At 73.2% G+C, this 25,394-nt stretch carries 26 protein-coding genes; 19 read left to right on the top strand and 7 right to left on the bottom strand.

All coding sequences use genetic code 11. The annotated features are described in order from the left end of the window. The first annotated feature begins 24 nt into the window (after window positions 1–24). Both AC069R_RS21670 and AC069R_RS21665 read left to right on the top strand, forming a co-directional pair. A complete protein-coding gene (locus AC069R_RS21670; protein ID WP_478768449.1) occupies window positions 25–774 on the top strand; it encodes a hypothetical protein in 750 nt (249 codons plus the stop codon). A 271-nt stretch (window positions 775–1,045) separates the two neighbouring features. Next, window positions 1,046–2,182, top strand: a complete 1,137-nt coding sequence (locus tag AC069R_RS21665; RefSeq protein WP_478768448.1) for a glycosyltransferase family 4 protein — start codon at window positions 1,046–1,048, stop codon at window positions 2,180–2,182. Window positions 2,183–2,240: 58 nt separating this feature from the next. Here the strand turns inward: AC069R_RS21665 and rpsN are convergent, their stop codons facing one another. Both rpsN and rpmB read right to left on the bottom strand, forming a co-directional pair. Then, the gene (gene rpsN / locus AC069R_RS21660; protein WP_478768447.1) at window positions 2,241–2,546 is read right to left on the bottom strand and encodes a 30S ribosomal protein S14; all 306 of its coding nucleotides are present in this window, start codon (window positions 2,544–2,546) and stop codon (window positions 2,241–2,243) included. Continuing rightward, window positions 2,546–2,782, bottom strand: a complete 237-nt coding sequence (gene rpmB / locus AC069R_RS21655) for a 50S ribosomal protein L28 (protein ID WP_478768446.1) — start codon at window positions 2,780–2,782, stop codon at window positions 2,546–2,548. The genes rpsN and rpmB overlap by 1 nt, the downstream gene beginning before the upstream one ends. Window positions 2,783–2,848: 66 nt before the next feature. Here rpmB and rpmG point away from each other — a divergent pair, with 66 nt between their 5' ends. Genes rpmG through rpmF form a run of 5 tightly spaced genes read left to right on the top strand, consistent with a single transcriptional unit; the run spans window position 2,849 to window position 4,931 of the window. Beyond that, window positions 2,849–3,013 carry a 50S ribosomal protein L33 gene (rpmG, locus tag AC069R_RS21650; protein ID WP_478768445.1) on the top strand — a complete coding sequence of 55 codons (165 nt, stop codon included), beginning with the start codon at window positions 2,849–2,851 and terminating at the stop codon, window positions 3,011–3,013. A gap of 49 nt (window positions 3,014–3,062) precedes the next feature. Then, entirely contained in the window at window positions 3,063–3,320 is a 258-nt protein-coding gene (locus AC069R_RS21645; protein WP_478768444.1) for a type B 50S ribosomal protein L31, read from the top strand. Further along, window positions 3,317–4,468 (top strand): CobW family GTP-binding protein, encoded by a 1,152-nt coding sequence (locus tag AC069R_RS21640; RefSeq protein ID WP_478768443.1) that lies wholly within the window; start codon window positions 3,317–3,319, stop codon window positions 4,466–4,468. Before AC069R_RS21645 ends, AC069R_RS21640 begins: the two co-directional genes overlap by 4 nt. A gap of 28 nt (window positions 4,469–4,496) precedes the next feature. Beyond that, the gene (gene rpsR, locus AC069R_RS21635; protein ID WP_478768442.1) at window positions 4,497–4,733 is read left to right on the top strand and encodes a 30S ribosomal protein S18; all 237 of its coding nucleotides are present in this window, start codon (window positions 4,497–4,499) and stop codon (window positions 4,731–4,733) included. Window positions 4,734–4,760: 27 nt separating this feature from the next. Further along, complete coding sequence (gene rpmF, locus AC069R_RS21630) at window positions 4,761–4,931, top strand: 50S ribosomal protein L32 (protein WP_478768441.1); 171 nt, start codon at window positions 4,761–4,763, stop codon at window positions 4,929–4,931. Window positions 4,932–5,046: 115 nt separating this feature from the next. Here the strand turns inward: rpmF and AC069R_RS21625 are convergent, their stop codons facing one another. Genes AC069R_RS21625 through AC069R_RS21615 form a run of 3 tightly spaced genes read right to left on the bottom strand, consistent with a single transcriptional unit; the run spans window position 5,047 to window position 9,986 of the window. Then, window positions 5,047–6,693 carry a PucR family transcriptional regulator gene (locus AC069R_RS21625; RefSeq protein WP_478768440.1) on the bottom strand — a complete coding sequence of 549 codons (1,647 nt, stop codon included), beginning with the start codon at window positions 6,691–6,693 and terminating at the stop codon, window positions 5,047–5,049. A gap of 56 nt (window positions 6,694–6,749) precedes the next feature. After that, the gene (locus tag AC069R_RS21620; protein ID WP_478768439.1) at window positions 6,750–8,132 is read right to left on the bottom strand and encodes an FAD-binding oxidoreductase; all 1,383 of its coding nucleotides are present in this window, start codon (window positions 8,130–8,132) and stop codon (window positions 6,750–6,752) included. Window positions 8,133–8,183: 51 nt separating this feature from the next. Next, entirely contained in the window at window positions 8,184–9,986 is a 1,803-nt protein-coding gene (locus tag AC069R_RS21615; RefSeq protein WP_478768463.1) for a glycoside hydrolase family 15 protein, read from the bottom strand. Window positions 9,987–10,598: 612 nt separating this feature from the next. Here AC069R_RS21615 and AC069R_RS21610 point away from each other — a divergent pair. From AC069R_RS21610 to AC069R_RS21565, 10 genes are all read left to right on the top strand, one after another. Further along, window positions 10,599–12,248, top strand: a complete 1,650-nt coding sequence (locus AC069R_RS21610) for a CTP synthase (protein ID WP_478768438.1) — start codon at window positions 10,599–10,601, stop codon at window positions 12,246–12,248. Between the two features lie 84 nt (window positions 12,249–12,332). Beyond that, the gene (locus tag AC069R_RS21605; protein WP_478768437.1) at window positions 12,333–12,962 is read left to right on the top strand and encodes an NUDIX domain-containing protein; all 630 of its coding nucleotides are present in this window, start codon (window positions 12,333–12,335) and stop codon (window positions 12,960–12,962) included. Window positions 12,963–13,177: 215 nt separating this feature from the next. Continuing rightward, a complete protein-coding gene (locus AC069R_RS21600; protein ID WP_478768436.1) occupies window positions 13,178–15,265 on the top strand; it encodes a tetratricopeptide repeat protein in 2,088 nt (695 codons plus the stop codon). Between the two features lie 137 nt (window positions 15,266–15,402). Next, window positions 15,403–16,527, top strand: coding sequence for an alanine dehydrogenase (ald, locus tag AC069R_RS21595; protein WP_478768435.1), 1,125 nt, complete (start codon window positions 15,403–15,405; stop codon window positions 16,525–16,527). A 414-nt stretch (window positions 16,528–16,941) separates the two neighbouring features. Next, window positions 16,942–18,075, top strand: coding sequence for a ParA family protein (locus AC069R_RS21590; RefSeq protein ID WP_478768434.1), 1,134 nt, complete (start codon window positions 16,942–16,944; stop codon window positions 18,073–18,075). Then, complete coding sequence (locus tag AC069R_RS21585; protein WP_478768433.1) at window positions 18,060–18,599, top strand: hypothetical protein; 540 nt, start codon at window positions 18,060–18,062, stop codon at window positions 18,597–18,599. The genes AC069R_RS21590 and AC069R_RS21585 overlap by 16 nt, the downstream gene beginning before the upstream one ends. Before the next feature lie 17 nt (window positions 18,600–18,616). After that, window positions 18,617–19,591, top strand: a complete 975-nt coding sequence (locus tag AC069R_RS21580) for a segregation and condensation protein A (RefSeq protein WP_478768432.1) — start codon at window positions 18,617–18,619, stop codon at window positions 19,589–19,591. Next, window positions 19,588–20,235 carry an SMC-Scp complex subunit ScpB gene (gene scpB / locus AC069R_RS21575; RefSeq protein ID WP_478768431.1) on the top strand — a complete coding sequence of 216 codons (648 nt, stop codon included), beginning with the start codon at window positions 19,588–19,590 and terminating at the stop codon, window positions 20,233–20,235. Before AC069R_RS21580 ends, scpB begins: the two co-directional genes overlap by 4 nt. 12 nt (window positions 20,236–20,247) lie before the next feature. After that, entirely contained in the window at window positions 20,248–21,309 is a 1,062-nt protein-coding gene (locus tag AC069R_RS21570) for a pseudouridine synthase (protein ID WP_397986668.1), read from the top strand. A gap of 88 nt (window positions 21,310–21,397) precedes the next feature. Then, on the top strand, window positions 21,398–22,405 hold the full coding sequence (locus tag AC069R_RS21565) for an ADP-ribosylglycohydrolase family protein (protein ID WP_478768430.1): 1,008 nt from the start codon (window positions 21,398–21,400) through the stop codon (window positions 22,403–22,405). Between the two features lie 59 nt (window positions 22,406–22,464). Here AC069R_RS21565 and AC069R_RS21560 read toward each other — a convergent pair whose 3' ends face one another. Both AC069R_RS21560 and AC069R_RS21555 read right to left on the bottom strand, forming a co-directional pair. After that, complete coding sequence (locus AC069R_RS21560; RefSeq protein WP_478768429.1) at window positions 22,465–23,163, bottom strand: nucleotidyltransferase domain-containing protein; 699 nt, start codon at window positions 23,161–23,163, stop codon at window positions 22,465–22,467. Window positions 23,164–23,184: 21 nt separating this feature from the next. Further along, window positions 23,185–23,664: a Rieske (2Fe-2S) protein gene (locus AC069R_RS21555; RefSeq protein WP_478768428.1), complete on the bottom strand. Its 480-nt coding sequence runs from the start codon at window positions 23,662–23,664 to the stop codon at window positions 23,185–23,187. 195 nt (window positions 23,665–23,859) lie between these two features. Between AC069R_RS21555 and aroH the strand changes: the two genes are divergently transcribed. Together aroH and AC069R_RS21545 are read left to right on the top strand one after the other, a co-directional pair. Next, entirely contained in the window at window positions 23,860–24,222 is a 363-nt protein-coding gene (aroH, locus tag AC069R_RS21550) for a chorismate mutase (protein ID WP_397986672.1), read from the top strand. Beyond that, entirely contained in the window at window positions 24,219–25,304 is a 1,086-nt protein-coding gene (locus tag AC069R_RS21545) for a prephenate dehydrogenase (protein ID WP_478768427.1), read from the top strand. The genes aroH and AC069R_RS21545 overlap by 4 nt, the downstream gene beginning before the upstream one ends. The last annotated feature ends 90 nt before the right edge of the window (window positions 25,305–25,394 follow it).

Raw genomic sequence — 25,394 nt, 5'->3', positions numbered from 1 at the left:
GGGAGCGGGACTTAGGGTGTCGGGATGATCAACGGCACCCGGAAGTCCCGCTCTTTCCTGCTGTCCGCCGCGCTCACCCGGACCGGCTACGCCCTGCTGCGCGCCAACCGGCCGGGCGCTCCCGCCCGTTGGGAGCGGACCAACTACGCGGGCCGTACCGTCGAGCTGTACGCCGGGCCCGCGACCGCGATAGGTACGGCGCTCGCGGTCGCGCGCGTGCACCCCGGAGCCGGGCTCGCCGTGCTGGCGGCCGGGGTCTGCGGGGCCTACGACGACGTAGCGGGCGACCACCGCCGAGGCTTCCGGGCCCACCTCGGCGCCCTGCGCGAGGGCGAAGTCACCAGCGGCGCGGTCAAGTTGCTCGGCATATCCGCGGCCGCCCTCGCCGCGGGCGCGCTGCTGCGGGAACGGCCGCTGGACCGGCTCCTCGCCGGAGTCGTCATCGCGGGCGCCGCGCACTGCGTGAACCTGGTCGACGTACGACCGGGACGCGCGCTCGGCGCGGTGCTCGCGCTCGGCGCTCCGGCGCTGCTGCGCCAGGGACCCGGCGGGGAACTGGCCGCCGTCGCGACGGGCGGCGCGGCGGCGGTGCTGCGCGCGGACGCCGGCGAGCGGACGATGCTGGGGGACACGGGGGCGCACGCGCTCGGCGCCGCGCTGGGGGCGGCCGTGGTGGCGGGCAGCGGGCGCGCGGGACTGCTCGCGGGCGCCGTCGCCGTCGTGGCGGCCACCGTATGCGGGGACCGCGTCACCGGGTGGGCGCGGGCGCTGTGACCGTCTGACCTCGGGGGACACCGGAAGGCTCCTGTCACCTCAGGACGGGCACCCTTCACCCGTGTGAGTGATGTGCTCCGGCGCATTGCCCCGGCCCGCCGCCCCGTGCGCCCGCCCGGTATTGCCCCGACGGCCCTGCCTGCTGGCATGCTGGGCGGGGACGCCGACCGCGCGGGAGGCGCGCGGGGCATGTCCCGCCGCCCCCGTGCGCCCGCTACTTTCTGTACGTTGCCTCGTGACCCGCCCCACGCCGAACCAGGAGCCCGGCCTCGTGAGCCCGCTGAGCAGCAACGCACCGCACGGCCGGCCGCCGCTGCGCACCGTGCAGGTGCTGGGCGGGGGCGATGCCGACGGGAGCGCGCATGTGCGCTCCCTGACCGCCGCGCTGGTCGCCCGCGGCGTGCGGGTCACGGTGTGCGCCCCCGTCGAGGCCGACCGCGCCTACGACTTCGCCGGGACTGGCGCCGGCCACATCCATGTGCCGCGCAGCAGCGACCCCGCCGCGGTGGCCGCGCTCCGGGCGGCCTGCACCGACGCGGACGTGGTGCACGCGCACGGACTGCACGCCTCCTTCCGGACCGTGCTCGCGCTCGGCGGGCGCACCACCCCGCTGGTCGTCACCTGGCACAACCGGGCGTACGCCGAGGGCGCGCGGGCTCATCTGCTGCGCCTGCTGGAACGGCGCGTGGCCCGCTCCGCGACCGTGGTCCTCGGCACCAGCCCGGACCTGGTCGACCGCGCCCGCGGCACCGGCGCGCGGGACGCCCGGCTCGCCGCCGTGACCCTGCCCCGCCGCCCCCGCCCCGCGGCCGGTTCCGACGACCCCGACCGGCGGCGGCCCAAGGCCCGCGCCGAACTCGGCGCCACCGGCCGCCCGTTGCTCCTCGCCGCCGGTCCGCTCGAACGGCACCGGGGCCACGAGACCCTGCTGGACGCGGCCCGCGCCTGGCGGGACCTGGACCCGGCGCCGCTGGTCGTCGTCGCGGGGGAGGGCCCGCTGCGGCCGCTGCTCCAGCGGCGCATCGAGGCCGAGCGGCTTCCGGTACGGCTCCTCGGCGACCGCGAGGACCTGCCCGAACTGCTCGGCGCCGCCGATCTGGCGCTGCTGACCAGCCGCCGGGAGTCCCGCCCCGCCTTCGCCCAGGAGGCGCTGTACGCGGGCGTCCCCCTGGTCGCCACCCGCGTCGGCGGCATCCCGGACCTGGTGGGCGACGCCGCCGAACTCGTGCCGTACGGCGACCCGTCGGCCCTCGCGGACACCGTCGGACGGCTGCTCGCCGACCCGGCACGGCGCGAGCTGCTGCGCGAGAAGGGCGTACGGCAGGCGGCCGGCTGGCCGAGCGAGGACGAGACGGTTGCCCAAGTGCTCAGCGTCTACGACGAGTTGACCCAGCCCCTCATTCTCTGAGGGGCGCCAGGGGGACGCCGCATCGCGCCGCCCCCCCCCGCTCACCGGAGACGTCACCTCACCAGGACGACTTCGTCACCCCCGGCAGATATCCCGCGTGCGCCTGCGCGCGCACGTTCACCCGTGAGAGGCCGAACGTGCGCAGGTAGCCGCGGGGGCGGCCGTCCACGCTGTCGCGGTTGCGCAGCCTGGTCGCGCTCGCGTCACGGGGCTGGCGGCGAAGTTCCGTGCGCGCCGCGGCCTTCTCGTCGTCCGTGGTCCACGGGGACGCCAGGACGGCCTTCAGCTCGGCCCGCCGCCGCGCGTAACGGGCCACGATCAGCTTCCGCTTCTCGTTCTTCGCGATCTTGCTCTTCTTCGCCATCAGACACGCTCCCCACGGGCCCGGATCCGGGCGACGGCGGCCTCGACGCCGATGGCGTCCACGGCCTTGACGGCGCGCGCGCTGAGCCGCAGGCGGACATGGCGGCCCTCGCTGGGCAGCCAGTAGCGCTTGGTCTGGATGTTGGGGTCGAAGCGGCGCGAGGTGCGCCGGTGCGAGTGGGAGATCTTCTTGCCGAACGCCGGCCGGGCGCCGGTCAGTTGACAGTGTGCGGACATGGGTGGCGCTGCCTTTCTCTCCATCGGCTTACCGATAATGGAAATCATTGTCGTATGCTACCCGTCATGGCCCGCAACGAGGTACGCCCGATCATCAAGCTCCGCTCCACCGCCGGCACCGGCTACACGTACGTGACCCGCAAGAACCGCCGGAACGACCCGGACCGGCTGGTGCTGCGGAAGTACGACCCGAAGGCCGGACGCCATGTCGAGTTCCGCGAGGAACGCTGACCGCACCGGCCCCCACCCCGCCCCCTCCAGGACCCAGAGAGCAACCCCTATGAAGCCAGGCATCCACCCCGCCTACCGCCCGGTCGTCTTCCGCGACAAGGCCGGTGACTTCGCGATCCTCACCCGCTCGACGATGACCAGCGAGAAGACCGTCGTATGGGAGGACGGCCACACCTATCCGGTGGTCGATGTCGAGATTTCCTCGGCGAGCCACCCCTTCTACACCGGCACCGCCCGCGTGCTGGACACCGCCGGCCGCGTCGAGCGCTTCGAGCGCCGCTACGGACGACAGGAGGGCCGCCGGTGAGCCCCGAAGGACCGATGCCCGTGGTGATCGTCGGCGGACTGCACGCCGACGCCCGCCGCGCCGCGGTCGGACGGCTGCTGTCCGAGGTGCCCGGCAGCGTCGCCCTCCACCACGACCTGTCTGCCGGCCCGGCGGGCACCGTGCTGCGCACCGTCCGCGACGCCACGGGCGTAACCGACCGGGGCGAGACCCCGCTGGTCAACGACTGCGCCTGCTGCGCCCTGCGGGAGGACCTCGTGCCCGAACTGGAGCGACTGGCCGCAGGCGGTCGCACCCGCCTCGCGATCGTGGAGCTGTGGGACTCCGTGGAACCCCGCGGCATGGCCGAGGTCGTCGCCGCCCACGGCACCGGCGCCTTCCGGCTCACCGGGGTGCTGACCGCCGTGGACCCCGCCCTGGTCCTGCCCTGCCTGTCCAACGGCGACGACCTCGCGGAGACCGGGCTCGCCGCGGCCGCGACGGACCAGCGCACCGTGGGCGACACCTTCGCACGGCAGGTGGAGTACGCTCCCGTGCTCGCCGTCGCCGAGGGCGCGGCCACCGGACTCGACGACCTCGCGCTGCTCGGGCAGTTGCACCCCGCCGCGCGGCACGTCCGCATCGACGGCGGACTGCTGGGCGCGGCGGCGGTCGCCGGGTTCGACGTGGCCGCGGCGGCGGCCGCACAGCATCCGGCCTGCGCCAGGCTCCCGCACGACTGCGACGAACACGGCATCGGCACGCTCGTCTGGCGACGCCGCCGCCCCTTCCACCCCGGCCGCCTCTACGCGGCGCTGGAACAGCTGTGCTGCGCCGCGGCCCGCAGCCGGGGGCGGTTCTGGCTGGCGGACCGGCCCGACAGCCTGCTCGCCTGGGAGGCCGCGGGGGGCGCGCTGTGCGTGGAGCACGCCGGGCCCTGGATGGCCGCACTGCCGGACGCCGCCTGGGAGTTGATGCCGGCCGAGCGCCGCACCGCGGCCGCCCTGGACTGGCACCCCGAGCACGGCGACCGCTGCCAGCACCTCGTCTTCACCTCGCCGGACCTGGACCGGGCGGGCCTGCGCGCGCTGCTCGACTCCTGCCTGCTCACCGATGACGAGCTGGCGTCCGGCCCCGCCGCCTGGCCGCGCCCCACCGGCTTCGACCACCTGCTCGACCCCGTCGCCTGACCGTCACGCCCGTCACCGAGGAGGCACAATGCCCCGCCCCGCCAAGCCCGCGTCCGGGCGCAAGAACCGGCCGAACCCGCTCGACGCGGCCGGCATCACGTACATCGACTACAAGGACACCGATCTGCTGCGGAAGTTCATCTCCGACCGCGGCAAGATCCGCAGCCGCCGCGTCACGCGGGTCAGCCGGCAGCAGCAGCGCAAGCTCGCCGCGGCCGTCAAGAACGCCCGCGAGATGGCCCTGCTCCCGTACTCCAGCCGCTGACCCCCGCCCCTTGAGAGAAGGACCCTCATGGCCGTCCCCAAGCGCAAGCTGTCCCGCAGCAACACCCGCCACCGGCGCGCCCAGTGGAAGGCGAGCACCCCGGCGCTCGTCCCCGTCACCGTCGACGGGAGCACCTACCTGGTGCCGCAGCACCTCAGGAAGGCGTACGAGCGCGGCCTCCTGCGCCCGGAGGGCTGAACCGGCAGGCCGTACGACCGACCGGCGCCGGCCGTCCCGTCCGGTCACCTGAAGGCTCCGGGCCGGGTGCTGAACGCAGCCACGGCATCACCCGGCCCGGCCCCGTCCCCACCGGCTAGGGCACATGGCGGCGGGCCCGCAGGGCGAGGCTCAGTGCCAGGACGGTCTGCGGGTCGTCGAGGTCGGTGCCCAGCAACTCGCCGATGCGGGCGAGGCGGTTGTACAGCGTCTGCCGGTTCAGATGGAGTTCGCGGGCGGTCTCCGCCTTGCGGCCCGCGTGCGCGAGATACGTCTCCAGGGTGGGCAGCAGCGGCGGCTTGGAGCGCCGGTCGTGGTCGCGCAGCGGGCCGATCGCCCGGTCCACGAAGGCCGCGAGGTCCGGATGGTCGCGCAGCCGCCACAGCAGCAGGTCGATGTCCAGGCGCCGGGCGTCGTACCACGGACGGTCGGTCAGCCCCTGTGCGGCCGTCGCCGTCTCCGCCGCGTGCCGCAGCCCCGCCGAGGCCGCCGCCCAGCCGCCCGCCATGCCCACGACGACCACCGGCGGGGGAGTCCCCGTCCGCCGCATCCCGGCCCGCTCGACCCCCGCCCGCAGCGCCGCCGCCACCCGGTCCGCGACCGCCGCCCGCTCCGACTCCGCGCGCAGCCCGAGCAGCACCAGCACCCGGCCCTCCACGGGCCGTACGCCCAGCAGCACCGGCACGCCCACCGCGGCCAACTCCTCGGAGACCGCGCGGGCGAGCACCGCCCAGCCCCCGCCGGGGGAGAGGGGGTCGCCGACCCGCATCACGACCGGCAGCAGCGGGCTGGTGCCGGGCTTGAAGCCGAGCACCCGCGCCTGGGCGGGCGCGTCCTGGGCGGAGACACGGCCCTCGGCGAGATCGGTGAGGAAGTCGCCGCGCCCCCGCGCCGCCAGCTCCTCCTCCTGCCGGGCCTGCATCAGCACCACGGCCAGGATGCCCGCGGCCCGCTCCGCGGCGATCCGGTGCACCGGCGACAGCGGCGAGCGCACCGGCAGCAGCACCAGGCGGGCGCGCACCGAACCCGCCGTACCGGGACCGCCGCCCGGCACGTCCACCAGGACCGAACCGGCGGGCGGCGGCGCGTTCTTGTGCGGGCCGCGCAGCCCCTCCCACACCTGGAGCGGGTCCGCGCCCTCGGGCCCCTCGCCGGCCGCGTACAGCAGCCGGCCGCCGGCGGTCTCCAGGAACACCGGATTGCCGCTGAACCCGGCGAGGATGTCCAGCACCTGCGGCACCCCGCCGCCGCCCAGCAGCGCCTCGGTGCAGCGCCGGTGCACCTCCTCGGCGCGCTGGAGCAGCGCGTAGTGCCCGTTGACGATCTCGGTGTGGATCTCCTCGGTGACCGCCACGAACGGCACCTCGCGGTGCAGCTGCACCAGCGGCAGATCGGCCGCGCGCGCGGTGTCCACCAGCGCGGCCGGCAGCCGGCTGAAGCGCGGGCCCAGCTCCACCACCAGCGCGGCGATCCCGCGCTCGGCCAGCGTGCGTACGAACGCCCGCTGCTCGGCCGGCCGGGTGCCCAGGCCGTAGCCCGTGGTGAGCAGCAGCTCGCCGCCCTTGAGCAGCGAGGCGATGTTCGGCACCTCGCCCGCGTGCACCCAGCGCACGGTCCGGCCGAGCCGGTCCGCGCCCGCGACGATCTCCGGCAGCCCGCTGCGCAGTCCCGGCAGCTCCAGTGCCCGCTGAACGGTGATGCCCGCGCCGTGGGTGTCGGCCCTGCTGTCCGTACCGCTGTCCATGCAGCGGACGCTACCTGCGAAAACGCCTCACGAACATCTCCGCGTGCGGCCGAGTGCTACACCGGCCTGATGTTGTGGTTGAACCGGAAGACGTTGTCGGGGTCCCAGCGCCGCTTCACCTTCTCCAGGCGCAGTGTGTTCCCCGCGCCCAGGCCCGCCCGGACCCGCTCGGGGCCCTCGTCGCCGATGAAGTTCAGATACACGTCCCCCGTGCTCCAGGGCCGGACGGCCGCGCACACCTCGCGCACCCAGCCGGCGCACCGGTCGTCGTCGGCCGGGTCCGCCCAGAGGGCGAACGGGTGCACGGCCCAGGGCGCGTTCCGGTAGGACACCGGGTAGGCGCCCGGACGGACCGAGACCGCCCCGCCCTGCGGGAGCAGCGCGAGCTGGGCGCGGGCCGGGGCGGGCATGGCCTCGCCGAGGGCGCAGTAGACGTCCACCGCGTCGTTCGGCAGCGCGCCGAGGTACTCCGCGGACCAGTGGTCGCGCAGCCCGGCCGGGGCGTCGAGCAGGCACTGCGCCTCGGCGTACGGCAGCGCGGCCACGACCCCCCGCTCGTGCGGCAGCGCCGCCAGTGGTCCGGCGAGCCCGCGCAGCTCCTCCTCGGCGCCCGCGTAGGTCAGCAGCGCCAGGCACAGCCGCCGGCCCACTAGCTCGGGCGGTACGAAGTCCGCGGGCGGGCCGGTCAGATAGAGCACCGCGCCGCCGAGCGCGTCGGGCCCGGTGTCCAGGATCTCCCGGAAGGCGCGCACCGCCGGCGGCCCGTACCCCGGCAGGAACAGCATCAACGCCACGCAGAACAGCGGGAGTTCATGCAGTTCCAGGGTGAGCGCGGTGGCGACGCCGAAGTTGCCGCCGCCGCCGTGCAGCGCCCAGAACAGCTCCGGGTCGCCGTCGGCGCTCGCGCCCACCCGCTCGGCGTCCGCGGTCACCAGCTCCACCCCGATCAGGTTGTCCACGGCCGGCCCGAACGCGCGCTCCAGCCAGCCGGAGCCGCCGCCGAGGACGAACCCGCCGATCCCCGTGGTGGACGCCCGGCCCCCGGTCGTCGCCAGCGCGTACGGCTGTGTCGCCCGGTCCAGCTCGCTCATCGTGGCCCCGCCCTCGATCCGCACCGCCCGCGCGGCCGGGTCGACGGTGACCGCGCGCATCCGGCGCAGGTCCACCACGAGCGCGCCGTCCCCGAGCGCGGCGCCCGCCACGCTGTGCCCGCCGCCGCGCACCGCGACGGGCAGATCCAGCTCCCGCGCGAAGCGCACCGCGCGGACGACATCGGCCGCGTGCGCGCACTGCGCGATCACGGCCGGGCGCCGGTCCACCATCGCGTTGAACACGGCACGGGCGGCGTCGTAACCGGGGTCCTCGGGGGCGAGGACTTCGCCGGCGATGTCCTCGCGGAGGGCGTCGAGGGCGGCACGGGCCCTGGAACGGGACACCATGGCAGCCCCCTTCCGGAAAGGGGGGATTCGTGCGCTTTCAGCCTAGGGTGTCTAGCCCCCGTACGCCCCCGACGCCGTCAGCCGCAGGGCCGTGTCGATCAGTGGCACATGGCTGAACGCCTGCGGGAAGTTGCCCACCTGGCGCTTGAGGCGGGGGTCCCATTCCTCGGCGAGCAGTCCGAGGTCGTTGCGCAGGGCGAGCAGCTTCTCGAACAGCTTGCGGGCCTCGTCGACGCGGCCGATCATCGCGAGGTCGTCGGCCATCCAGAACGAGCAGGCGAGGAACGCGCCCTCGTCGCCCGGCAGGCCATCGACGCCTTCGGACTGGCCCTCGGTGGGGTAGCGCAGGATGAAGCCGTCGGAGGTGGACAGCTCGCGCTGGATCGCCTCGATGGTGCCGATCACCCGCTTGTCGTCCGGCGGCAGGAAGCCCATCTGCGGGATCAGCAGCAGGGAGGCGTCCAGCTCCTGGGAGCCGTAGGACTGGGTGAAGGTGTTGCGCTCCTTGTCGTAGCCCTTCTCGCACACGTCCCGGTGGATGTCGTCGCGCAGCTCGCGCCAGCGCTCCAGCGGGCCGTCCGCGTCCCCGGACTCGATCAGCTTGATGGTGCGGTCCACCGCGACCCAGGCCATCACCTTGGAGTGCACGAAGTGCCGGCGCGGGCCGCGCACCTCCCAGATGCCCTCGTCCGGCTCCTGCCAGTGGTCCTCCAGGTAGCGGATCAGCTTCAGCTGGAGCAGCGACGCGTAGTCGTTGCGGGCGAGACCGGTCATGTGGGCCAGGTGCAGGGCCTCGGTGACCTCGCCGTACACGTCGAGCTGAAGCTGGTGGGCGGCACCGTTGCCGACCCGGACCGGGGCCGAGTGCTCGTAGCCCGGCAGCCAGTCCAGCTCGGCCTCGCCCAGCTCGCGCTCGCCCGCGATGCCGTACATGATCTGGAGGTTCTCCGGGTCGCCCGCGACCGCGCGCAGCAGCCACTCGCGCCAGGCGCGGGCCTCCTCGCGGTAGCCGGTGCGCAGCAGCGAGGACAGGGTGATCGCGGCGTCGCGCAGCCAGGTGTAGCGGTAGTCCCAGTTGCGCACGCCCCCGATGTCCTCGGGCAGGGAGGTGGTGGGGGCCGCGACGATGCCGCCGGTGGGGGCGTACGTCAGCGCCTTGAGGGTGATCAGCGAGCGGATCACGGCCTCCCGGTACGGCCCGTGGTACGTGCACTGCTCGACCCAGTCGCGCCAGAAGCTCTCCGTCGCCTCCAGCGACTGCTCCGGCTCCGGCAGCGCGGGCGGCACCTTGTGCGAGGGCTCCCAGGAGATCGTGAACGCGATCCGGTCACCCGGCGCGACCGTGAAGTCCGCGTAGGTCGTCAGGGACTTCCCGTAGGTCTCGACCTCCGTGTCGAACCACACCGAGTCGGGCCCGGCGACGGCGACCGTGCGGCCCTCGTGCTTGTGCACCCAGGGCACGACCCGGCCGTAGGAGAACCGCATCCGCAGCGCCGAGCGCATCGGCACCCGGCCGGTGACGCCCTCCACGATCCGGATCAGCTGGGGCGCGCCGTCGCGCGGGGGCATGAAATCGGTCACGCGGACCGTGCCGCGCGGGGTGTCCCACTCCGATTCCAGGATCAGCGAGTCGCCCCGGTAGCCCCGGCGGGCCGCCGTGGGGGGCTGGGCGTCGGCCGCGTGTGCCGGGCCGAGCCGCCAGAAGCCGTGCTCCTCGGTGCCCAGCAGGCCGGCGAAGATGGCATGCGAGTCGAAGCGGGGCAGGCACAGCCAGTCCACCGTGCCGTCCCGGCAGACCAGTGCGGCGGTCTGCATGTCTCCGATGAGTGCGTAGTCTTCGATGCGCCCGGCCACGTGCAACTCCAGTCGAACGGCCACGTCACCCCCGCGCGAGGGGGCTGTCGCTAGTGCGGTCAAGGGGTCGTTTTTGTGCGTCGTTGAGCGGTGAAGCAAAGCAGTCCGCCGAGCCCTGAGGCAAAACGACAGTCTTTGCTCAACGAACTGCCGCGCTCTCGTTGTTCCGGGTGATCCACGCGGGGGTGTGCCGTCGTCCGGCCGGGCCCGGCAGTGAATGTCCGAGCAGGATACGACGCACCCACCTGATCCGCGTGCCGCTCCGGGCAACCCGTGTGAGCCGAACGGGTGACCCCCCGGTGATGATCGTGTGTGCCCCGCGGGACTGTGCTTATGCCCGAGGCGCCTGCGGGAGCCGGGGCGCCGTACCTCTCCGGTGCGGGCCGGTGCGAACGGCGTCGCCCGCGACCCCGTGCCGAAGGTGGCCGAAAGTCGACGCATCCGTGTACGGAGCGTGGCCGGAAGCCATCCCCTCCGGGCGCTGATACCCTGGTAGCCCGTGGACCGGTGGGCCCGAAACCCCCGAACCGCAGCGACGGCACCCTCGGAGCGATCCGGGGCGTACAGCCGCACCGCACGACAGCCAGCGACCACGGGAGCCCCCTCTTGGCCATGCCGCCCAAATCCACGACGACCAAGCACATCTTCGTCACCGGGGGTGTCGCCTCCTCGCTCGGCAAGGGCCTCACCGCCTCCAGCCTGGGCATGCTGCTCAAGGCCCGCGGACTGCGCGTCGTGATGCAGAAGCTCGACCCGTACCTGAACGTCGATCCGGGCACGATGAACCCCTTCCAGCACGGTGAGGTGTTCGTCACCAACGACGGCGCCGAGACCGACCTGGACATCGGCCACTACGAGCGCTTCCTCGACCGCGACCTCGACGGCTCGGCCAACGTCACCACCGGCCAGGTCTACTCGACGGTGATCGCCAAGGAGCGCCGCGGCGAGTACCTGGGCGACACCGTGCAGGTCATCCCGCACATCACCAACGAGATCAAGCACCGCATCCGGCGCATGGCCACCGACGCGGTGGACGTCGTCATCACCGAGGTCGGCGGCACCGTCGGCGACATCGAGTCGCTGCCCTTCCTGGAGACCGTCCGCCAGGTCCGCCACGAGGTGGGCCGGGACAACGTCTTCGTGGTGCACATCTCCCTGCTGCCCTACATCGGCCCCTCCGGCGAGCTGAAGACCAAGCCGACCCAGCACTCGGTGGCCGCGCTGCGCAACATCGGTATCCAGCCGGACGCCATCGTGCTGCGCTGCGACCGCGAGGTCCCCACCGCCATCAAGCGCAAGATCTCGCTGATGTGCGACGTGGACGAGGCCGCGGTCGTCGCCTGCCCGGACGCCCGCTCGATCTACGACATCCCGAAGGTCGTGCACGCCGAGGGCCTGGACGCCTACGTCGTGCGCAAGCTGGACCTGCCCTTCCGGGACGTGGACTGGACGACCTGGGACGACCTGCTGGACCGCGTCCACAACCCCGACCACGAGGTCACCCTCGCCCTGGTCGGCAAGTACATCGACCTGCCCGACGCCTATCTGTCGGTCACCGAGGCGCTGCGCGCCGGCGGCTTCGCCAACCGCGCCCGCGTCAAGATCAAGTGGGTCACCTCGGACGACTGCAAGACCCCGGCCGGCGCCAAGGCGCAGCTCGCCGGCGTCGACGGCATCTGCATTCCGGGCGGCTTCGGCGACCGCGGCGTGCTCGGCAAGGTCGGCGCCATCCGCTACGCCCGCGAGAACAAGATCCCGCTGCTCGGCCTCTGCCTGGGCCTGCAGTGCATCGTGATCGAGGCCGCGCGCAACCTCGCCGAGATCGCCGACGCCAACTCCACCGAGTTCGACCCGGCCACCGCCCACCCGGTCATCTCCACCATGGCCGAACAGCTGGACATCGTGGCCGGCGAGGGCGACATGGGCGGCACCATGCGCCTGGGCATGTACCCGGCCAAGCTGGCCGAGGGCTCCATCGTGCGCGAGGTGTACGACGGCAAGGAGTACGTCGAGGAGCGCCACCGCCACCGCTACGAGGTGAACAACGCCTACCGCGCGGAGCTGGAGAAGAAGGCCGGCATCCAGTTCTCCGGCACCTCCCCGGACGGCAAGCTCGTGGAGTACGTCGAGTACCCGCGCGATGTGCACCCCTACCTGGTCGCCACCCAGGCGCACCCGGAGCTGCGCTCCCGCCCGACCCGCCCGCACCCCCTCTTCGCCGGTCTGGTGAAGGCGGCGGTCGAGCGGAAGATCGCCAAGTAGTCCAGCGGTTGTACGGTGGCCGGGGCGCGCGCATCCGAAACGGAGCGTGCCCCGGCCATCCGCGCACACTGGGAAGGACAGGGCATGACGACGATCAAGGACACCCCCGAGGAGTGGGAGATCCGGGCGACGGACACCCCCTTCACCGGCAACAAGACCTCGGTGCGCACCGACGACGTGGTCATGCCCGACGGCTCGGTGGTCCGCCGCGACTACCAGGTCCACCCCGGCTCGGTCGCCGTCCTCGCGCTGGACGAGGAGGACCGGGTGCTGCTGATCAACCAGTACCGCCACCCGGTGCGGCACAAGCTGTGGGAGATCCCGGCCGGACTGCTCGACGTGCCCGGCGAGAACCCGCTGCACGCCGCCCAGCGCGAGCTGTACGAGGAGGCGCACGTCAAGGCCGAGGACTGGCGGGTGCTGACCGACGTGTACACCACCCCCGGCGGCTGCGACGAGGCCGTACGGATCTTCCTCGCCCGCGGGGTCTCCGAGGCCGAGGGGGAGCGGTTCGCGGTGGAGCACGAGGAGACCGACATGGAGCACGCGCGGGTGCCGGTCGACGAGCTGGTGCGCCGCGTCCTCGCCGGTGACGTGCACAACAACTGCCTGGTCGTCGGGGTCCTCTCCCTGGTGGCGGCGCGCGCCGGGGACGGCCTGGACGCGCTGCGCCCGGCGGACGCCGAGTGGCCGGCCCGTCCGTTCGCGTCCTGACCCCGCCCATCCGCACCCGCCGGGCGGCGGCGGTACGGCTCGCGGGGCTACCCGCCCGCAATGGTGTGACCATCGCCTGATCCGATCGGGCGATGTCCCCGCCGCCCCCGCCGTGCTCCGCATGGAACGTCGCAGAGAGTGAACTAGGCTCTGGAACGCCCGTACCGGAAGATCCGGCGGGCTTGCGCGTGCGGTGTGGGACGGGAGTGTGGCCCGTGACGGATCAGGCGGTGGACACAGGCGGTGCGCGGCTGTCCGCGCCCTCGGCCGACGCGGACCGATTCCTGGGCCGCGCACGGGAGTTGAAGGAACTGCGCGCCGACATCGAGCGCGCGGGCCTGGACACCCTGGCCGGCCGCAAACCCCCGCGCGCGCGGGTGCTGCTGATCGCGGGCCGCCCCGGCTCCGGCCGTACCGCCCTCGCCGGGGAACTCGTCCGGCAGGTCGCCCACCGTTACCCCGACGGGGTGCTGCGCGCCCGGCTCGCCGAGCCCGACGGCACCCCCGTACCGGTCGAGCGGGCCGCCCGCGAACTGCTCGCCGCGCTGCGCGTGCCCGCCCCGGCCGGCGCCGCCGGGGAACAGCTCTCCGAGGCCCTGCGCACCGCCCTCGCCGGCCGGCGGAAGCTCCTGCTCCTGGACGACGCGGCCGGCGCCGAACAGGTCGACGCCCTGCTCCCGGACGCCCCGGAGTGCCTGGTGGTGGCCGTCTCCAAGGGTCCGCTCACCGGCATCTCGGACGTCCGCCCCTGCACCCTGGGCGGCCTGGACACCAAGTCCGCCCTCGAACTGCTCACCCGCTTCACCGGCTCGGTCCGCATCACCGTGGACCCGCGCTCCGCCGAGTCCCTGGTGGAGGCGTGCCAGGGCCACCCGGCCACGCTGGTGCTGGCCGGCGGCTGGCTCGCCGCCCGCCCCCAGGCGTCCGTCGCCGATCTCGCCAAGCGGATGCACACCCCCGCGCAGGACGGCGCCGAGGAGCCGGACGCCACCCCGCTGGCCCGGATCTTCCGGCTGGTCCACGAGGACCTGCCCGGCCCCGCCGCCCGGATACTGCGCCTGCTGTGCCTCGCCCCGGCCGGACCGGTCGACGACCACACCGCCTCCGCACTGGCCGGCTGCTCCGTCGAGGCCGCCCGCGCCACCCTGGACGACTTCGTCGCCCTCGGCCTACTGCGCCCGGTCGACTCGCCGCTCGCCGAGTACGACATCCCCGGCTGGCTGCACCCCCTGCTGCGCTCCCTCGCCGAGGCACGGGAGCGGCCGGGGGAGCTCCAGGTGGCCCGTGCCCGGATGCTGGAGCGGACCGTACGGCTGCTGCACTCCTGCCGGGCCATCACCGAGACGGACAGCGACCGCTCCCGCGAGAAGATCCAGGGCCTGCCCCGGCCGCTGCGCTTCGCCGACCCCCGCGCGGCCGCCGACTGGCTGCGCCTGCGCAAGCCCGCGCTGCTGGCCTCCGCCCGGCTCGCGGTGGCCGACGGAGAGCTGGACACCCTGGCCAGGCGGCTGCTGTCGCAGCTGGTCAGGGCGCTGGCCGCGCATGTCGGCACCCAGGCGGCCGCCGCCGATCTGTACGGCGTGCACGGCCTGGTCCTCGATGTCGCCGAGCGGCGCGGACTGCCCCGCGAGCGGGCCGCGGCCCTGCTGAACCTGGGCGATCTGGACGCCCAGACCGGCCGCACCCGCGGCGCGCTGGCCCGCTACCGGGCCGCGCTGGACGCCGGCCGCGAGGCGAACGACCCGTACGCGACCGGCCGCGCGATGGAATCCGTAGGCGGCGCCCACCTGGAGCTGGGGGACTACGACCGGGCCGCCGACTGGTTCGGGCGGGCGCTGGCCGACCGGCTGGCCCGCGGCGAGCGCCCGGAGGCCGCGCGGCTCTACGGCCGGATCGCCACCGCCCACACCTACGCGGGCCGCTACGGCGAGGCGCTGCGCAACTGGCGGGCGGCCTGCGCGGCCTACCGCAAGGGCGGCGATGTGGCCGCCTACGCACGGGCGTTGAGCGAGACGGCTCGGGTGCAGGAGTACGCGGGCCGCCCCCAGGAATCGCTGCGCACCTGCCAGGAGGCGGTGGAGTGGGCGCGGCGCGCGGACGACGGCCGGCTCCAGGCCGCGTTGCAGCTGCGGCTCGCGGACACCCTGGAGCGCCTCGGCGACCCGACGGCTGCCCGGTTGCACCGCGCCACCGCCGGGCGTCTCCTGGGCGAGGAGGCGCCGCAGCAGCCGTCCCAGCAGGCCACAAGCCCGAAACAGGACGCGAACGCCTGCGAAATCCGTAGTGCATCCAAAGAAGATTGATGCAATGAAAGGCTAGACAGGCGGAACACCTTCATTAAACTGGCTCTGCCGCATGTTCCTGCGGTGTCTCCCGGTATGCCCAGGCATGTCTGGGTACATCCGTAATGCACCCCCCCAAACCCTCTGAGCCAAGGACCGTGATCGACGTGAAGGTCGGCATCCCCCGCGAGGTCAAGAACAACGAGTTCCGGGTGGCCATCACCCCCGCCGGCGTGCACGAGCTGGTGCGCAATGGCCACCAGGTCGTCATCGAGCGGGGCGCCGGCCTCGGCTCCTCGATCACGGACGCCGAGTACGTGGCCGCCGGTGGCCGGATCCTGGACACCGCCGACGAGGTGTGGGCCGCCGCCGACCTGCTGCTCAAGGTCAAGGAGCCGATCGCGGAGGAGTACCACCGCCTCCGCAAGGACCAGATCCTCTTCACGTACCTGCACCTGGCCGCCTCCAAGGAGTGCACGGACGCCCTGATCGAGTCCGGCACCACCGCCATCGCCTACGAGACGGTCGAGCTGCCCAACCGCGCGCTCCCGCTGCTCGCCCCGATGTCCGAGGTCGCGGGCCGCCTCGCCCCGCAGGTCGGCGCCTACCACCTGATGCGCGCCCACGGCGGCCGCGGCGTGCTGCCCGGCGGCGTGCCGGGCGTGACCCCGGCCAAGGCCGTGGTCATCGGCGGCGGTGTCTCCGGCTGGAACGCGACCCAGGTCGCCGTCGGCATGGGCTTCGACGTGACCCTGCTGGACCGCGACATCAACAAGCTGCGCGAGGCCGACAAGATCTTCGGTACGAAGGTCAAGGCCATCATGTCCAACGCCTTCGAGCTGGAGAAGGCCGTTCTGGACGCCGACCTGGTCATCGGCGCGGTGCTGATTCCGGGCGCCAAGGCCCCCAAGCTCGTCACCAACGAGCTGGTCGCCCGCATGAAGCCCGGAAGTGTCCTTGTCGACATCGCGATCGACCAGGGCGGCTGCTTCGAGGACTCCCGTCCCACCACGCACGCCGAGCCGACCTTCGAGGTCCACAACTCGGTCTTCTACTGCGTCGCCAACATGCCGGGCGGTGTGCCGAACACCTCCACCAACGCGCTCACCAACGCGACGCTGCCGTACATCGTCTCCCTCGCCAACAACGGCTGGGTCGAGGCGCTGCGCCGCGACGCCGCGCTCGCCAAGGGTCTCAACACCCATGACGGCAAGGTCGTTTACAAGGAGGTCGCCGAGGCCCACGGCCTGGAGCACGTCGAGCTGGCCTCGCTGCTCGGCTGACCTTCCCGACCAGGTGAGCCACCGAGTCGCCCAGCGGTAAAAGGCGATTCGTCAACACGTCTCGTCAACCGCCCATGCCCGGCCGGACCTTGCCCGACAAGGTCCGGCCGGATGTGTGTATGGTCACTTTGCGACGCTCGGTCAACTCGCCTCGAACGTAACCGTTCAACCGATTCGCACCCCGGTGAAACCTGCTGTGCGACGGCCGTACGCCCTTGACAGCGACATGTTTCATTGCCGACACATCCTGCCGGGTCCGGCGGATTGTGTTGCTGCGGACCGCCGACACGCCATAGAGTCGCCAACCGTCGGCATGGTGCCACGCTGACCTTGTCTAGAAGTTTCCTGGTCACCAAGGAGGTAAGACGACTTGTGAATGAGTCGACATTTTCTCCCGGAGGTGGTCAACCAGGAATGCCCGCAGGGGGCCAGGGGCCCGTGGGATTCGAGGCTGTCGGCTCCGTAGCTGTGCGCACCTTCGCAGCCCACCAGAGTCCGGGAACCCAGATGCCCCGGACAGCACACCAGAGCATGGATGGCCATCACGTGAACGCCATGGCCGGCGACGGAAGTGGCGCGCCCCACAACCAACTCGCCGACTACGACGAACTGCCCGAGGGGCACTTCTACGACCCCGACGCCGAGTACGAGCCCGATCCCGAGTACGCGGCCACGCTCGCGCCCGACGCGGCCCGCCAGCGCCGCGAGCGCATCGGTCCCACCGGTCGCCCGCTGCCGTACTTCCCGATTCCGGGCCCGCTGACCGACCACGGCCCCGCGAAGATCATCGCGATGTGCAACCAGAAGGGCGGCGTCGGCAAGACCACGTCGACCATCAACCTGGGTGCCGCGCTCGCGGAGTACGGCCGGCGCGTGCTGCTCGTGGACTTCGACCCGCAGGGCGCGCTGTCGGTGGGCCTGGGCGTCAACCCCATGGAACTCGACCTCACGGTCTACAACCTGCTCATGGAGCGGGGCATGTCCGCGGACGAGGTCCTGCTGAAGACCGCGGTCCCCAACATGGACCTGCTGCCCTCCAACATCGACCTGTCCGCCGCCGAGGTCCAGCTGGTCTCCGAGGTCGCGCGCGAGTCCACGCTCCAGCGGGCGCTCAAGCCGCTGCTGCCCGACTACGACTACATCGTGATCGACTGCCAGCCCTCGCTGGGCCTGCTCACGGTGAACGCGCTGACCGCCGCGCACAAGGTGATCGTCCCGCTGGAGTGCGAGTTCTTCGCGCTGCGCGGTGTCGCCCTGCTGACCGAGACCATCGAGAAGGTCCAGGAACGGCTCAACCCCGACCTGGAGCTGGACGGCATCCTCGCCACCATGTACGACTCGCGCACGGTGCACAGCCGCGAGGTGCTGGCCCGCGTGGTCGAGGCGTTCGACGACCACGTGTACCACACGGTCATCGGGCGTACGGTCCGCTTCCCGGAGACCACGGTCGCCGGCGAGCCGATCACCACGTACGCCTCCAACTCCGTCGGTGCCGCCGCCTACCGCCAGCTCGCCAGGGAGGTGCTCGCCCGGTGTCACGCCGAGTGAGTCTGCCGGGGGCCGACGAACTCTTCCGTACGACAGGGGGGATGGCGCTCCAGCCGTCGAGCCCCCGGCGCGCCGCGGGCGCCGAGGCGCGGGTGCCGGCACCCGCGCAGGACAGCGACGACGTGGCCGCCGCCGAGAACGCGCCGCAGGCCGTGCCCGTGCAGAGCGGGGACGGCGAGGGCGCGGAGCACGTGGCGGCGGAGGCGGAGCCGGCCGACGCCGAGTCCCGCACCCGGCGCCGGGGGCCCGCGCCGGACGAGTCCGCCGCCGCCCAGCCGCGCAAGCGGGGCCGGGCGGCGAACCGGCGGCCCAGCGGGCGCGAGCGGCACGACGAGAAGATCACGGTGTACGTCTCCGCCGAGGAGCTGATGGACCTGGAGCACGCGCGCCTGGTGCTCCGCGGCGAGCACGGGCTCGCGGTGGACCGCGGGCGGATCGTGCGGGAGGCGGTGGCCGTGGTGCTGGCGGACCTGGAGTCCCGCGGGGACGCGAGCATCCTCGTACGCCGGCTGCGGGGGCGTTAGGGGTAGCCTGCGGGGCGATGACCTCGAACGACGCGCTCCGTCCCGGCACCGGTGCCGGCCGTCGGCGTGCGCTGGGCCGTGGGCCGGGGGCACCGGTCCTCGAAGCGGCGCCCGAGGCCGCCGTACCGGAGGAACCGCCCGTACCCGCGGCCGAGGAGCCCGCCCCCGGACCCGACGAGACCCCCGACGGTGTCTTCACGGTCCGGCTCGCCAACTTCGAGGGGCCCTTCGACCTGCTGCTCCAGCTGATCTCCAAGCACAAGCTGGACGTGACCGAGGTCGCGCTCTCCAAGGTCACCGACGAGTTCATGGCGCACATCCGCGCGATGGGACCGGACTGGGACCTGGACCAGACGACCGAGTTCCTCGTCGTGGCCGCCACCCTGCTCGATCTGAAGGCGGCCCGGCTGCTGCCCGCCGCCGAGGTGGAGGACGAGGGCGACCTGGCCCTCCTTGAGGCGCGGGACCTGCTGTTCGCACGGCTGCTCCAGTACCGGGCGTACAAGCAGATCGCCGACATCTTCAACGCCCGCGTCGACGAGGAGGCCCGCCGCTACCCCCGTACCGTCGGCCTCGAACCCGAGCACGCCGAGCTGCTGCCCGAGGTCGTGATCAGCATCGGGCCCGAGGGCTTCGCGAAGCTCGCCGTCAAGGCCATGCAGCCCAAACCCAAGCCGCAGGTGTACGTCGACCACATCCACGCCCCGCTGGTCAGCGTGCAGGAGCAGGCGGGCATCGTCATCACGCGGCTGCGGGAGCTGGGCGAGGCCAGCTTCCGGGCGCTCGTGGCGGACACCGACGACACGCTCACCGTCGTGGCCCGCTTCCTGGCCCTCCTGGAGCTGTACCGGGAGAAGGCCGTCGCCCTGGAGCAGGAGGCCGCGCTCGGGGAGCTGCTGGTGCGCTGGATGGGCGGGGACGGGCCGGCGGCCCCGCTGGTCACCGACGAGTTCGACCGGCCGCCCGCGCCCGAGGAGGAGAGGAAGCCGTGAGCGAGACCACCGAGGCCCCGGCGGAACCGGGCGACGTCGCCGAGCTGGAGCTGCGGCCCGCCCTGGAGGCCGTCCTCATGGTCGTGGACGAGCCCGCGACCGAGGAGCACCTCGCCAGGATCCTGGAGCGGCCCCGGCGGCAGATCGCGGACGCGCTGCGCGCGCTGGCCGACGAGTACACCGTGCAGGGCCGCGGCTTCGAGCTGCGCCATGTCGCGGGCGGCTGGCGCTTCTACACCCGCGCCGCCTACGCGCCCGCCGTGGAGCGGCTGGTCCTGGACGGCCAGACCGCCCGGCTCACCCAGGCCGCGCTGGAGACCCTCGCGGTGGTCGCCTACCGCCAGCCGGTCAGCCGCAGCCGGGTCTCCGCCGTGCGCGGAGTGAACTGCGACGGTGTGATGCGCACCCTGCTCCAGCGCGGTCTGGTCGAGGAGGCGGGCGCGGAACCCGAAACAGGTGCGATCCTGTACAGGACGACGAACTACTTCCTGGAGCGGATGGGCCTGCGCGGCCTGGACGAACTTCCGGAACTCGCGCCCTTCCTCCCGGAGGCGGAGGCGATCGAGGCCGAGACCCAGGAGGGAGTCCCGTCGTTCGACCCGGACGCGCCCGACGCGCCGGGTGCAGAGGACGCAGACGACTAAGACGGAACTTTGATGCGAAGCAGCGGCAGCGGCAAGAGTGGCGGGCGCGGTAACTACCGCGGCGCCGGCAACAACCGGGACGAGCGGCAGGGGCAGGGGCGTCCCAGCAAGCCCCGCCCCGAGGAGCGCCGCTACGACGTGGGCCCCGGCGCGACCCAGGACGGCCCCAAGTCCGGGCGCGGCGGCGCGGCGCGCGGCGGCGCCAAGGGCAGCCCGCGGCGGCCCCAGCAGGGCGGCCGTACGCAGCCCGCGCGCTCGCGTGAGTACGAGACGCGGGTCGAGGAGCGCAACCGGGACCGGTACGCGGGCAAGAAGGACATCAAGCTGCCCAAGACCTTTCCCGGCGCCGAGCAGGAGGGCGAGCGCCTGCAGAAGGTGCTCGCGCGTGCGGGCTACGGCTCCCGGCGCGCCTGCGAGGAGCTGATCGAGCAGTGCCGTGTCGAGGTCAACGGCGAGATCGTCACCGAGCAGGGCAAGCGGGTCGACCCGGAGAAGGACGAGGTCAAGGTCGACGGCCTGACCGTGGCGACCCAGTCGTACCAGTTCTTCTCGCTGAACAAGCCCGCCGGTGTGGTCTCCACCATGGAGGACCCGGAGGGGCGCCAGTGCCTCGGCGACTACGTCACCAACCGGGAGACGCGGCTGTTCCACGTCGGCCGGCTGGACACCGAGACCGAGGGTGTCATCCTGCTCACCAACCACGGTGAGCTGGCGCACCGCCTCACCCACCCCAAGTACGGCGTGCAGAAGACGTACCTCGCGCACATCGTCGGCCCGATCCCGCGCGACCTCGGCAAGCGCCTGAAGGACGGCATCCAGCTGGAGGACGGGTACGCGCGCGCGGACCACTTCCGGGTGGTGGAGCAGACCGGCAAGAACTACCTGGTCGAGGTGACCCTGCACGAGGGCCGCAAGCACATCGTGCGGCGCATGCTCGCCGAGGCCGGGTTCCCGGTCGACAAGCTGGTGCGCACCGCGTTCGGCCCGATCACCCTCGGCGACCAGAAGTCCGGCTGGCTGCGCCGGCTGTCGAACACCGAGGTCGGCATGCTGATGAAGGAAGTCGACCTCTAGGCCGGGCCCCGGCGGTCGCCGGAAGCGTCTTGCGTTGATCACCGTCCCCCTTTATTGTCATCGTGACGATAAAGGGGGATGATCTTCTATGCCCAAGCGGCCCGCCACCGGCTCGCTCCTCGGCCTCGCCCTGGGGGACGCGCTCGGTTACCCGACCGAGTTCAAGACCGTCGAGCTGATCGAGTCGATGTCCGGACCCTGGCGGGAGATGCCGCTGCCGCGGCGCGCCCGCGTCTCCGACGACACCCAGATGACGCTCGCCCTCGGCCGGGGTCTGCGCACCGCCATGGAGCGCGGTCCCCTCGCGCCCGAGCGGCTGGAGCGGCCGGTGCGCGAGGAGTTCGTGCAGTGGTACCGCTCGCCGGAGAACAACCGGGCGCCCGGCAACACCTGCCTGACCGCCTGCGGGCTGCTGGAGGGCGGGGACCGCGCCTGGCAGCAGGCCGCTCAGATCGGCTCCAAGGGCTGCGGGGCCAACATGCGCGTCGCGCCGATCGGGCTCGCGCCCGGCCTGAGCGACGAACAGCGCGCCGGTGCGGCCCAGTTGCAGTCCGGGCTCACCCACGGCCACCCCACCGCGCTGGCCGCCTCCGATCTCACCGCCCGTGCGGTCCACTTGCTCGCGCGGGGCACCGAACCGGCGGCGCTCGTCGGCGAGTTGCGCGACTACGCCCTCGCGAACCGCACCCGGTACGACGAGACGTGGCTCGGCGATCTGTGGACCCGTGCCCAGGACCCAGCGCCCGAGCACTTCGCCGCGCGCGGCTGGGACGAGTGCCTGGCGATCCTGGACCGGCTCCAGGAAGCCGTCCGCACCCACTCCCCGCAGGACGATCCGTGCCGGGCCACCGGCGAGGGATGGATCGCCGAGGAGGCGTTCGCCACCGGGCTGCTGTGCTTCCTGCTCTTTCCCGACGAGCCGCTGACCGCCCTGCGCCGGGCCGCCTGCACCGCCGGGGACTCCGACTCCATCGCCTGCCTCACCGGCGCCTTCGCGGGCGCGTCGCTGGGCGCGGACGCCTGGCCCGCGGACTGGGCGGAGCGGATCGAGTACCGGGAGGATCTGCTGGCGCTGGGCACGCTCTGGGACGCGTAAGCCCATCTGTACGGCTTCCCTCGGGGGACTCGGACGGGGGGACCCCGGAAGCCGGGGCCTCAGCCCAGCCGTACCGGCCCCAGAGCCGAGTCCCGGCGCGTACGGAACAGGAAGTCGGCCACGCGGGCGTGATCCGGTTCCGGGGGCAAGGGGGTGTGGCGCAGGGCGGCTTCCGCTTCCGTGGCCAGGCGGGTCATCCGGGATTCGACGTCCGGCCAGGGCACCTCGCCCCGCTTCACCGCCGGCAGCGGCTCGCGCTGGTCGCCCACGCCGAGGTGGAGCTCGCCGGTGCGCAGCAGGTCGCGGCAGCTCATCAGCAGCCGCAGCAGGTGCATGGCGTGCTTCCAGCGCGGGGCGCCCGTCGTGCGCATGTCGGCGTCCAGCTTCCTGCGCTGGCCGAGGGCGTAGCGGGTGAAGGTGTCGTACGCCCGCACGGAGAGGAACGCCCCGCGCAGGGACAGCAGTTCGCGGCCGGTGTCGTCCAACCGCTCGACCAGCGGGGAGTGCAGGCACTCCAGGATGTTCGGGTTGCCGCGCAGCGCCAGCTCGCAGAACCGCTCCAGCTCCCAGGAGAACCGCTCCTCGCCCGGCCCCTCCACATGCGTCGGCGGCTTCTCGAACCGCCAGAACAGGGCGGTGGGCGCGAGGTACACGCCCCGCCGGTCGGTGTCGCTCGCGTCCGTGGCCAGGCCGAAGGCCCGTGACCCCATGACACAGGCGTAGATCGTGTGGTCGCGTACCGGGTCCTCGGGCTGCATGCCCGGAGCCTACGCGGCCCCTCAGCCCAGCTGGATCGAGTCTCCGGCGACCTTGATCGACCGCTGCGCCAGCGGCTTGGTCGCGGGACCGTCGGCCACCGAACCGTCCTCGATCTTGAACCGGCTGCCGTGGCACGGGCAGTCGATGGTGCCGTCCTGCACCCGGCTCACCGTGCAGCCCATGTGCGTGCAGACCGCCGAGAAGGCCTTGAACTGCCCCTTCGCCGGCTGGGTGACCACGACCTTCTGCGCGTCGAAGACCTTGCCCCCGCCCTCGGGGATCTCGCTCGTGCTCGCCAGCTTCTTCCCGTCGGCCGCCGGGGAGGTGCCCGCGCCGGTCGGGGACGCCGTGGCCGCGGGACTCGCCGGACCCGTCGGCGAGGGGCTGTCCGTGCTGTCGGCCGCGGCACTCGTGTCGCCGCCGCTGTTGCCGCCGCAGCCGGTCGCGAGCGCCGCCGCGCCCGTCGCGATCACCATGCGCCGCGTCGCGCCCTGGGTCATGTCACCACTCCGTACACATGTCGCCTGATTGCCGATGACTGGAAGAAAGGTGGAAAGCCGGGAGGAACCGGACCGCTCGTATCGTCTCAGTGATCGGGCGCGCGCGCCGTGCCCACGCGGGCTGACTACGCTGGACGGGCGAGCACGACAACACCTGTCGGCATCTGTCAGCACCTGTGAGCGAGGAGCAGCGCCGTGGCGGTACGAGCGGTCCGGGGGGCCGTCCAACTGGAGCGGGACGAGGCCGGACACATGGACGAGCAGGTCGGGGCCCTGCTCACCGCCGTCCTGGAGCGGAACGGACTGACCGCGGACGACCTGATCAGCATCTGGTTCACCGCCACCCCCGATCTGCACAGCGACTTCCCGGCGGCCGCCGCCCGCAAGCTCGGCATCGTGGACGTGCCCCTGATCTGCGCCCAGGAACTGGACATCGCCGGCGCCATGCCCCGCGTCGTCCGGATCCTCGCCCACGTCGAGTCGGACCGCCCGCGCGCCGACATCGCCCACGTCTACCTCGGCGCCGCGGCCGCCCTGCGCAAGGACATCGCCCAGTGAGGACCGCACTCGTCATCGGCACCGGCCTGATCGGCACCTCCGCCGCCCTGGCCCTGACCCAGCGCGGCGTCACCGTGCACCTCGCCGACCACGACCCGGAGCAGGCCCGTACCGCCGCCGCGCTCGGCGCCGGCACCGACGCGGCCCCCGAGGGCCCGGTGGACGTGGCGATCGTCGCCGCCCCGCCCGCCCATGTGGCCCATGTCCTCGCCGACGCCATGCGCCGGAACCTGGCCCGCGGCTACCTGGACGTGGCCAGCGTCAAGGGCGGCCCGCGCCGGGAGCTGGAGGCGCTCGGCCTGGACCTCGCCGCCTACCTCGGCACCCATCCGATGTCCGGCCGGGAGAAGTCGGGCCCGCTGGCCGCCACCGGCGACCTCTTCGAGGGCCGGCCCTGGGTGCTCACCCCCACCCGCGACACCGACACCGAGGTGCTCAACCTCGCCCTGGAACTGGTCTCGCACTGCCGTGCCGTGCCCGTCGTGATGGACGCCGACGCCCACGACCGCGCCGTCGCCCTCGTCTCCCACATGCCCCACCTGGTCTCCAGCATGGTCGCCGCCCGCCTGGAACACGCCGACGAGGCCGCCGTACGGCTGTGCGGACAGGGCATCCGGGACGTGACCCGGATCGCCGCCTCCGATCCGCGCATGTGGATCGACATCCTCTCCGCCAATCCGGGCCCGGTCGCCGACCTGCTCGCCGACGTCGCCGCCGACCTGGACGAGACCGTGGGCGCCCTGCGCGCCCTCCAGTCCTGTGACGAGGACAAGCGCCGCGCGGGCAGCACCGGCATCGAGGCCATGCTGCGCCGCGGCAACGCGGGCCAGGTGCGGGTGCCCGGCAAGCACGGCAGCGCGCCGCGGGCCTACGAGACCGTCGTGGTGCTCATCGACGACCAGCCCGGTCAGCTGGCGCGCATCTTCGCCGACGCGGGCCGCGCCGGGGTCAACATCGAGGACGTGCGCATCGAGCACGCCACCGGACAGCAGGCCGGCCTGGTGCAGCTGATGGTCGAACCGGGGGCCGTGCCGGCGCTCACCAGCGCGCTGCGCGAGCGGGGCTGGGCGCTGCGGCAGTAGCCCGGCGGGGGCGGGGCGGGGGCCGGGCGGTGATATGCGTCCGGACGAGTGACCCACACCCAGTAACCTTGTGCGGGGCGCTCTCGCTCC

It is taken from the genome of Streptomyces sp. NPDC043952, from assembly GCF_056435325.1.
The sequence above is the reverse complement of the archived record's forward strand: the minus strand, read 5'-3'. Positions and strand labels throughout refer to the sequence as shown.

Bases quoted from the DNA above. Each gene is read 5' to 3' on its own strand.
- AC069R_RS21590 (WP_478768434.1), top strand. From the start codon at position 16,942: ATGCCCGCAGGGGGCCAGGGGCCCGTGGGATTCGAGGCTGTCGGCTCC.
- rpmB (WP_478768446.1), bottom strand. From the start codon at position 2,782: ATGTCCGCACACTGTCAACTGACCGGCGCCCGGCCGGCGTTCGGCAAG.
- rpmG (WP_478768445.1), top strand. From the start codon at position 2,849: ATGGCCCGCAACGAGGTACGCCCGATCATCAAGCTCCGCTCCACCGCC.
- rpsN (WP_478768447.1), bottom strand. From the start codon at position 2,546: ATGGCGAAGAAGAGCAAGATCGCGAAGAACGAGAAGCGGAAGCTGATC.
- AC069R_RS21565 (WP_478768430.1), top strand. From the start codon at position 21,398: ATGCCCAAGCGGCCCGCCACCGGCTCGCTCCTCGGCCTCGCCCTGGGG.
- AC069R_RS21555 (WP_478768428.1), bottom strand. From the start codon at position 23,664: ATGACCCAGGGCGCGACGCGGCGCATGGTGATCGCGACGGGCGCGGCG.
- rpmF (WP_478768441.1), top strand. From the start codon at position 4,761: ATGGCCGTCCCCAAGCGCAAGCTGTCCCGCAGCAACACCCGCCACCGG.
- AC069R_RS21645 (WP_478768444.1), top strand. From the start codon at position 3,063: ATGAAGCCAGGCATCCACCCCGCCTACCGCCCGGTCGTCTTCCGCGAC.
- AC069R_RS21560 (WP_478768429.1), bottom strand. From the start codon at position 23,163: ATGCAGCCCGAGGACCCGGTACGCGACCACACGATCTACGCCTGTGTC.
- AC069R_RS21605 (WP_478768437.1), top strand. From the start codon at position 12,333: ATGACGACGATCAAGGACACCCCCGAGGAGTGGGAGATCCGGGCGACG.
- AC069R_RS21570 (WP_397986668.1), top strand. From the start codon at position 20,248: ATGCGAAGCAGCGGCAGCGGCAAGAGTGGCGGGCGCGGTAACTACCGC.
- AC069R_RS21625 (WP_478768440.1), bottom strand. From the start codon at position 6,693: ATGGACAGCGGTACGGACAGCAGGGCCGACACCCACGGCGCGGGCATC.
- AC069R_RS21580 (WP_478768432.1), top strand. From the start codon at position 18,617: ATGACCTCGAACGACGCGCTCCGTCCCGGCACCGGTGCCGGCCGTCGG.
- rpsR (WP_478768442.1), top strand. From the start codon at position 4,497: ATGCCCCGCCCCGCCAAGCCCGCGTCCGGGCGCAAGAACCGGCCGAAC.
- AC069R_RS21670 (WP_478768449.1), top strand. From the start codon at position 25: ATGATCAACGGCACCCGGAAGTCCCGCTCTTTCCTGCTGTCCGCCGCG.
- AC069R_RS21610 (WP_478768438.1), top strand. From the start codon at position 10,599: ATGCCGCCCAAATCCACGACGACCAAGCACATCTTCGTCACCGGGGGT.
- AC069R_RS21620 (WP_478768439.1), bottom strand. From the start codon at position 8,132: ATGGTGTCCCGTTCCAGGGCCCGTGCCGCCCTCGACGCCCTCCGCGAG.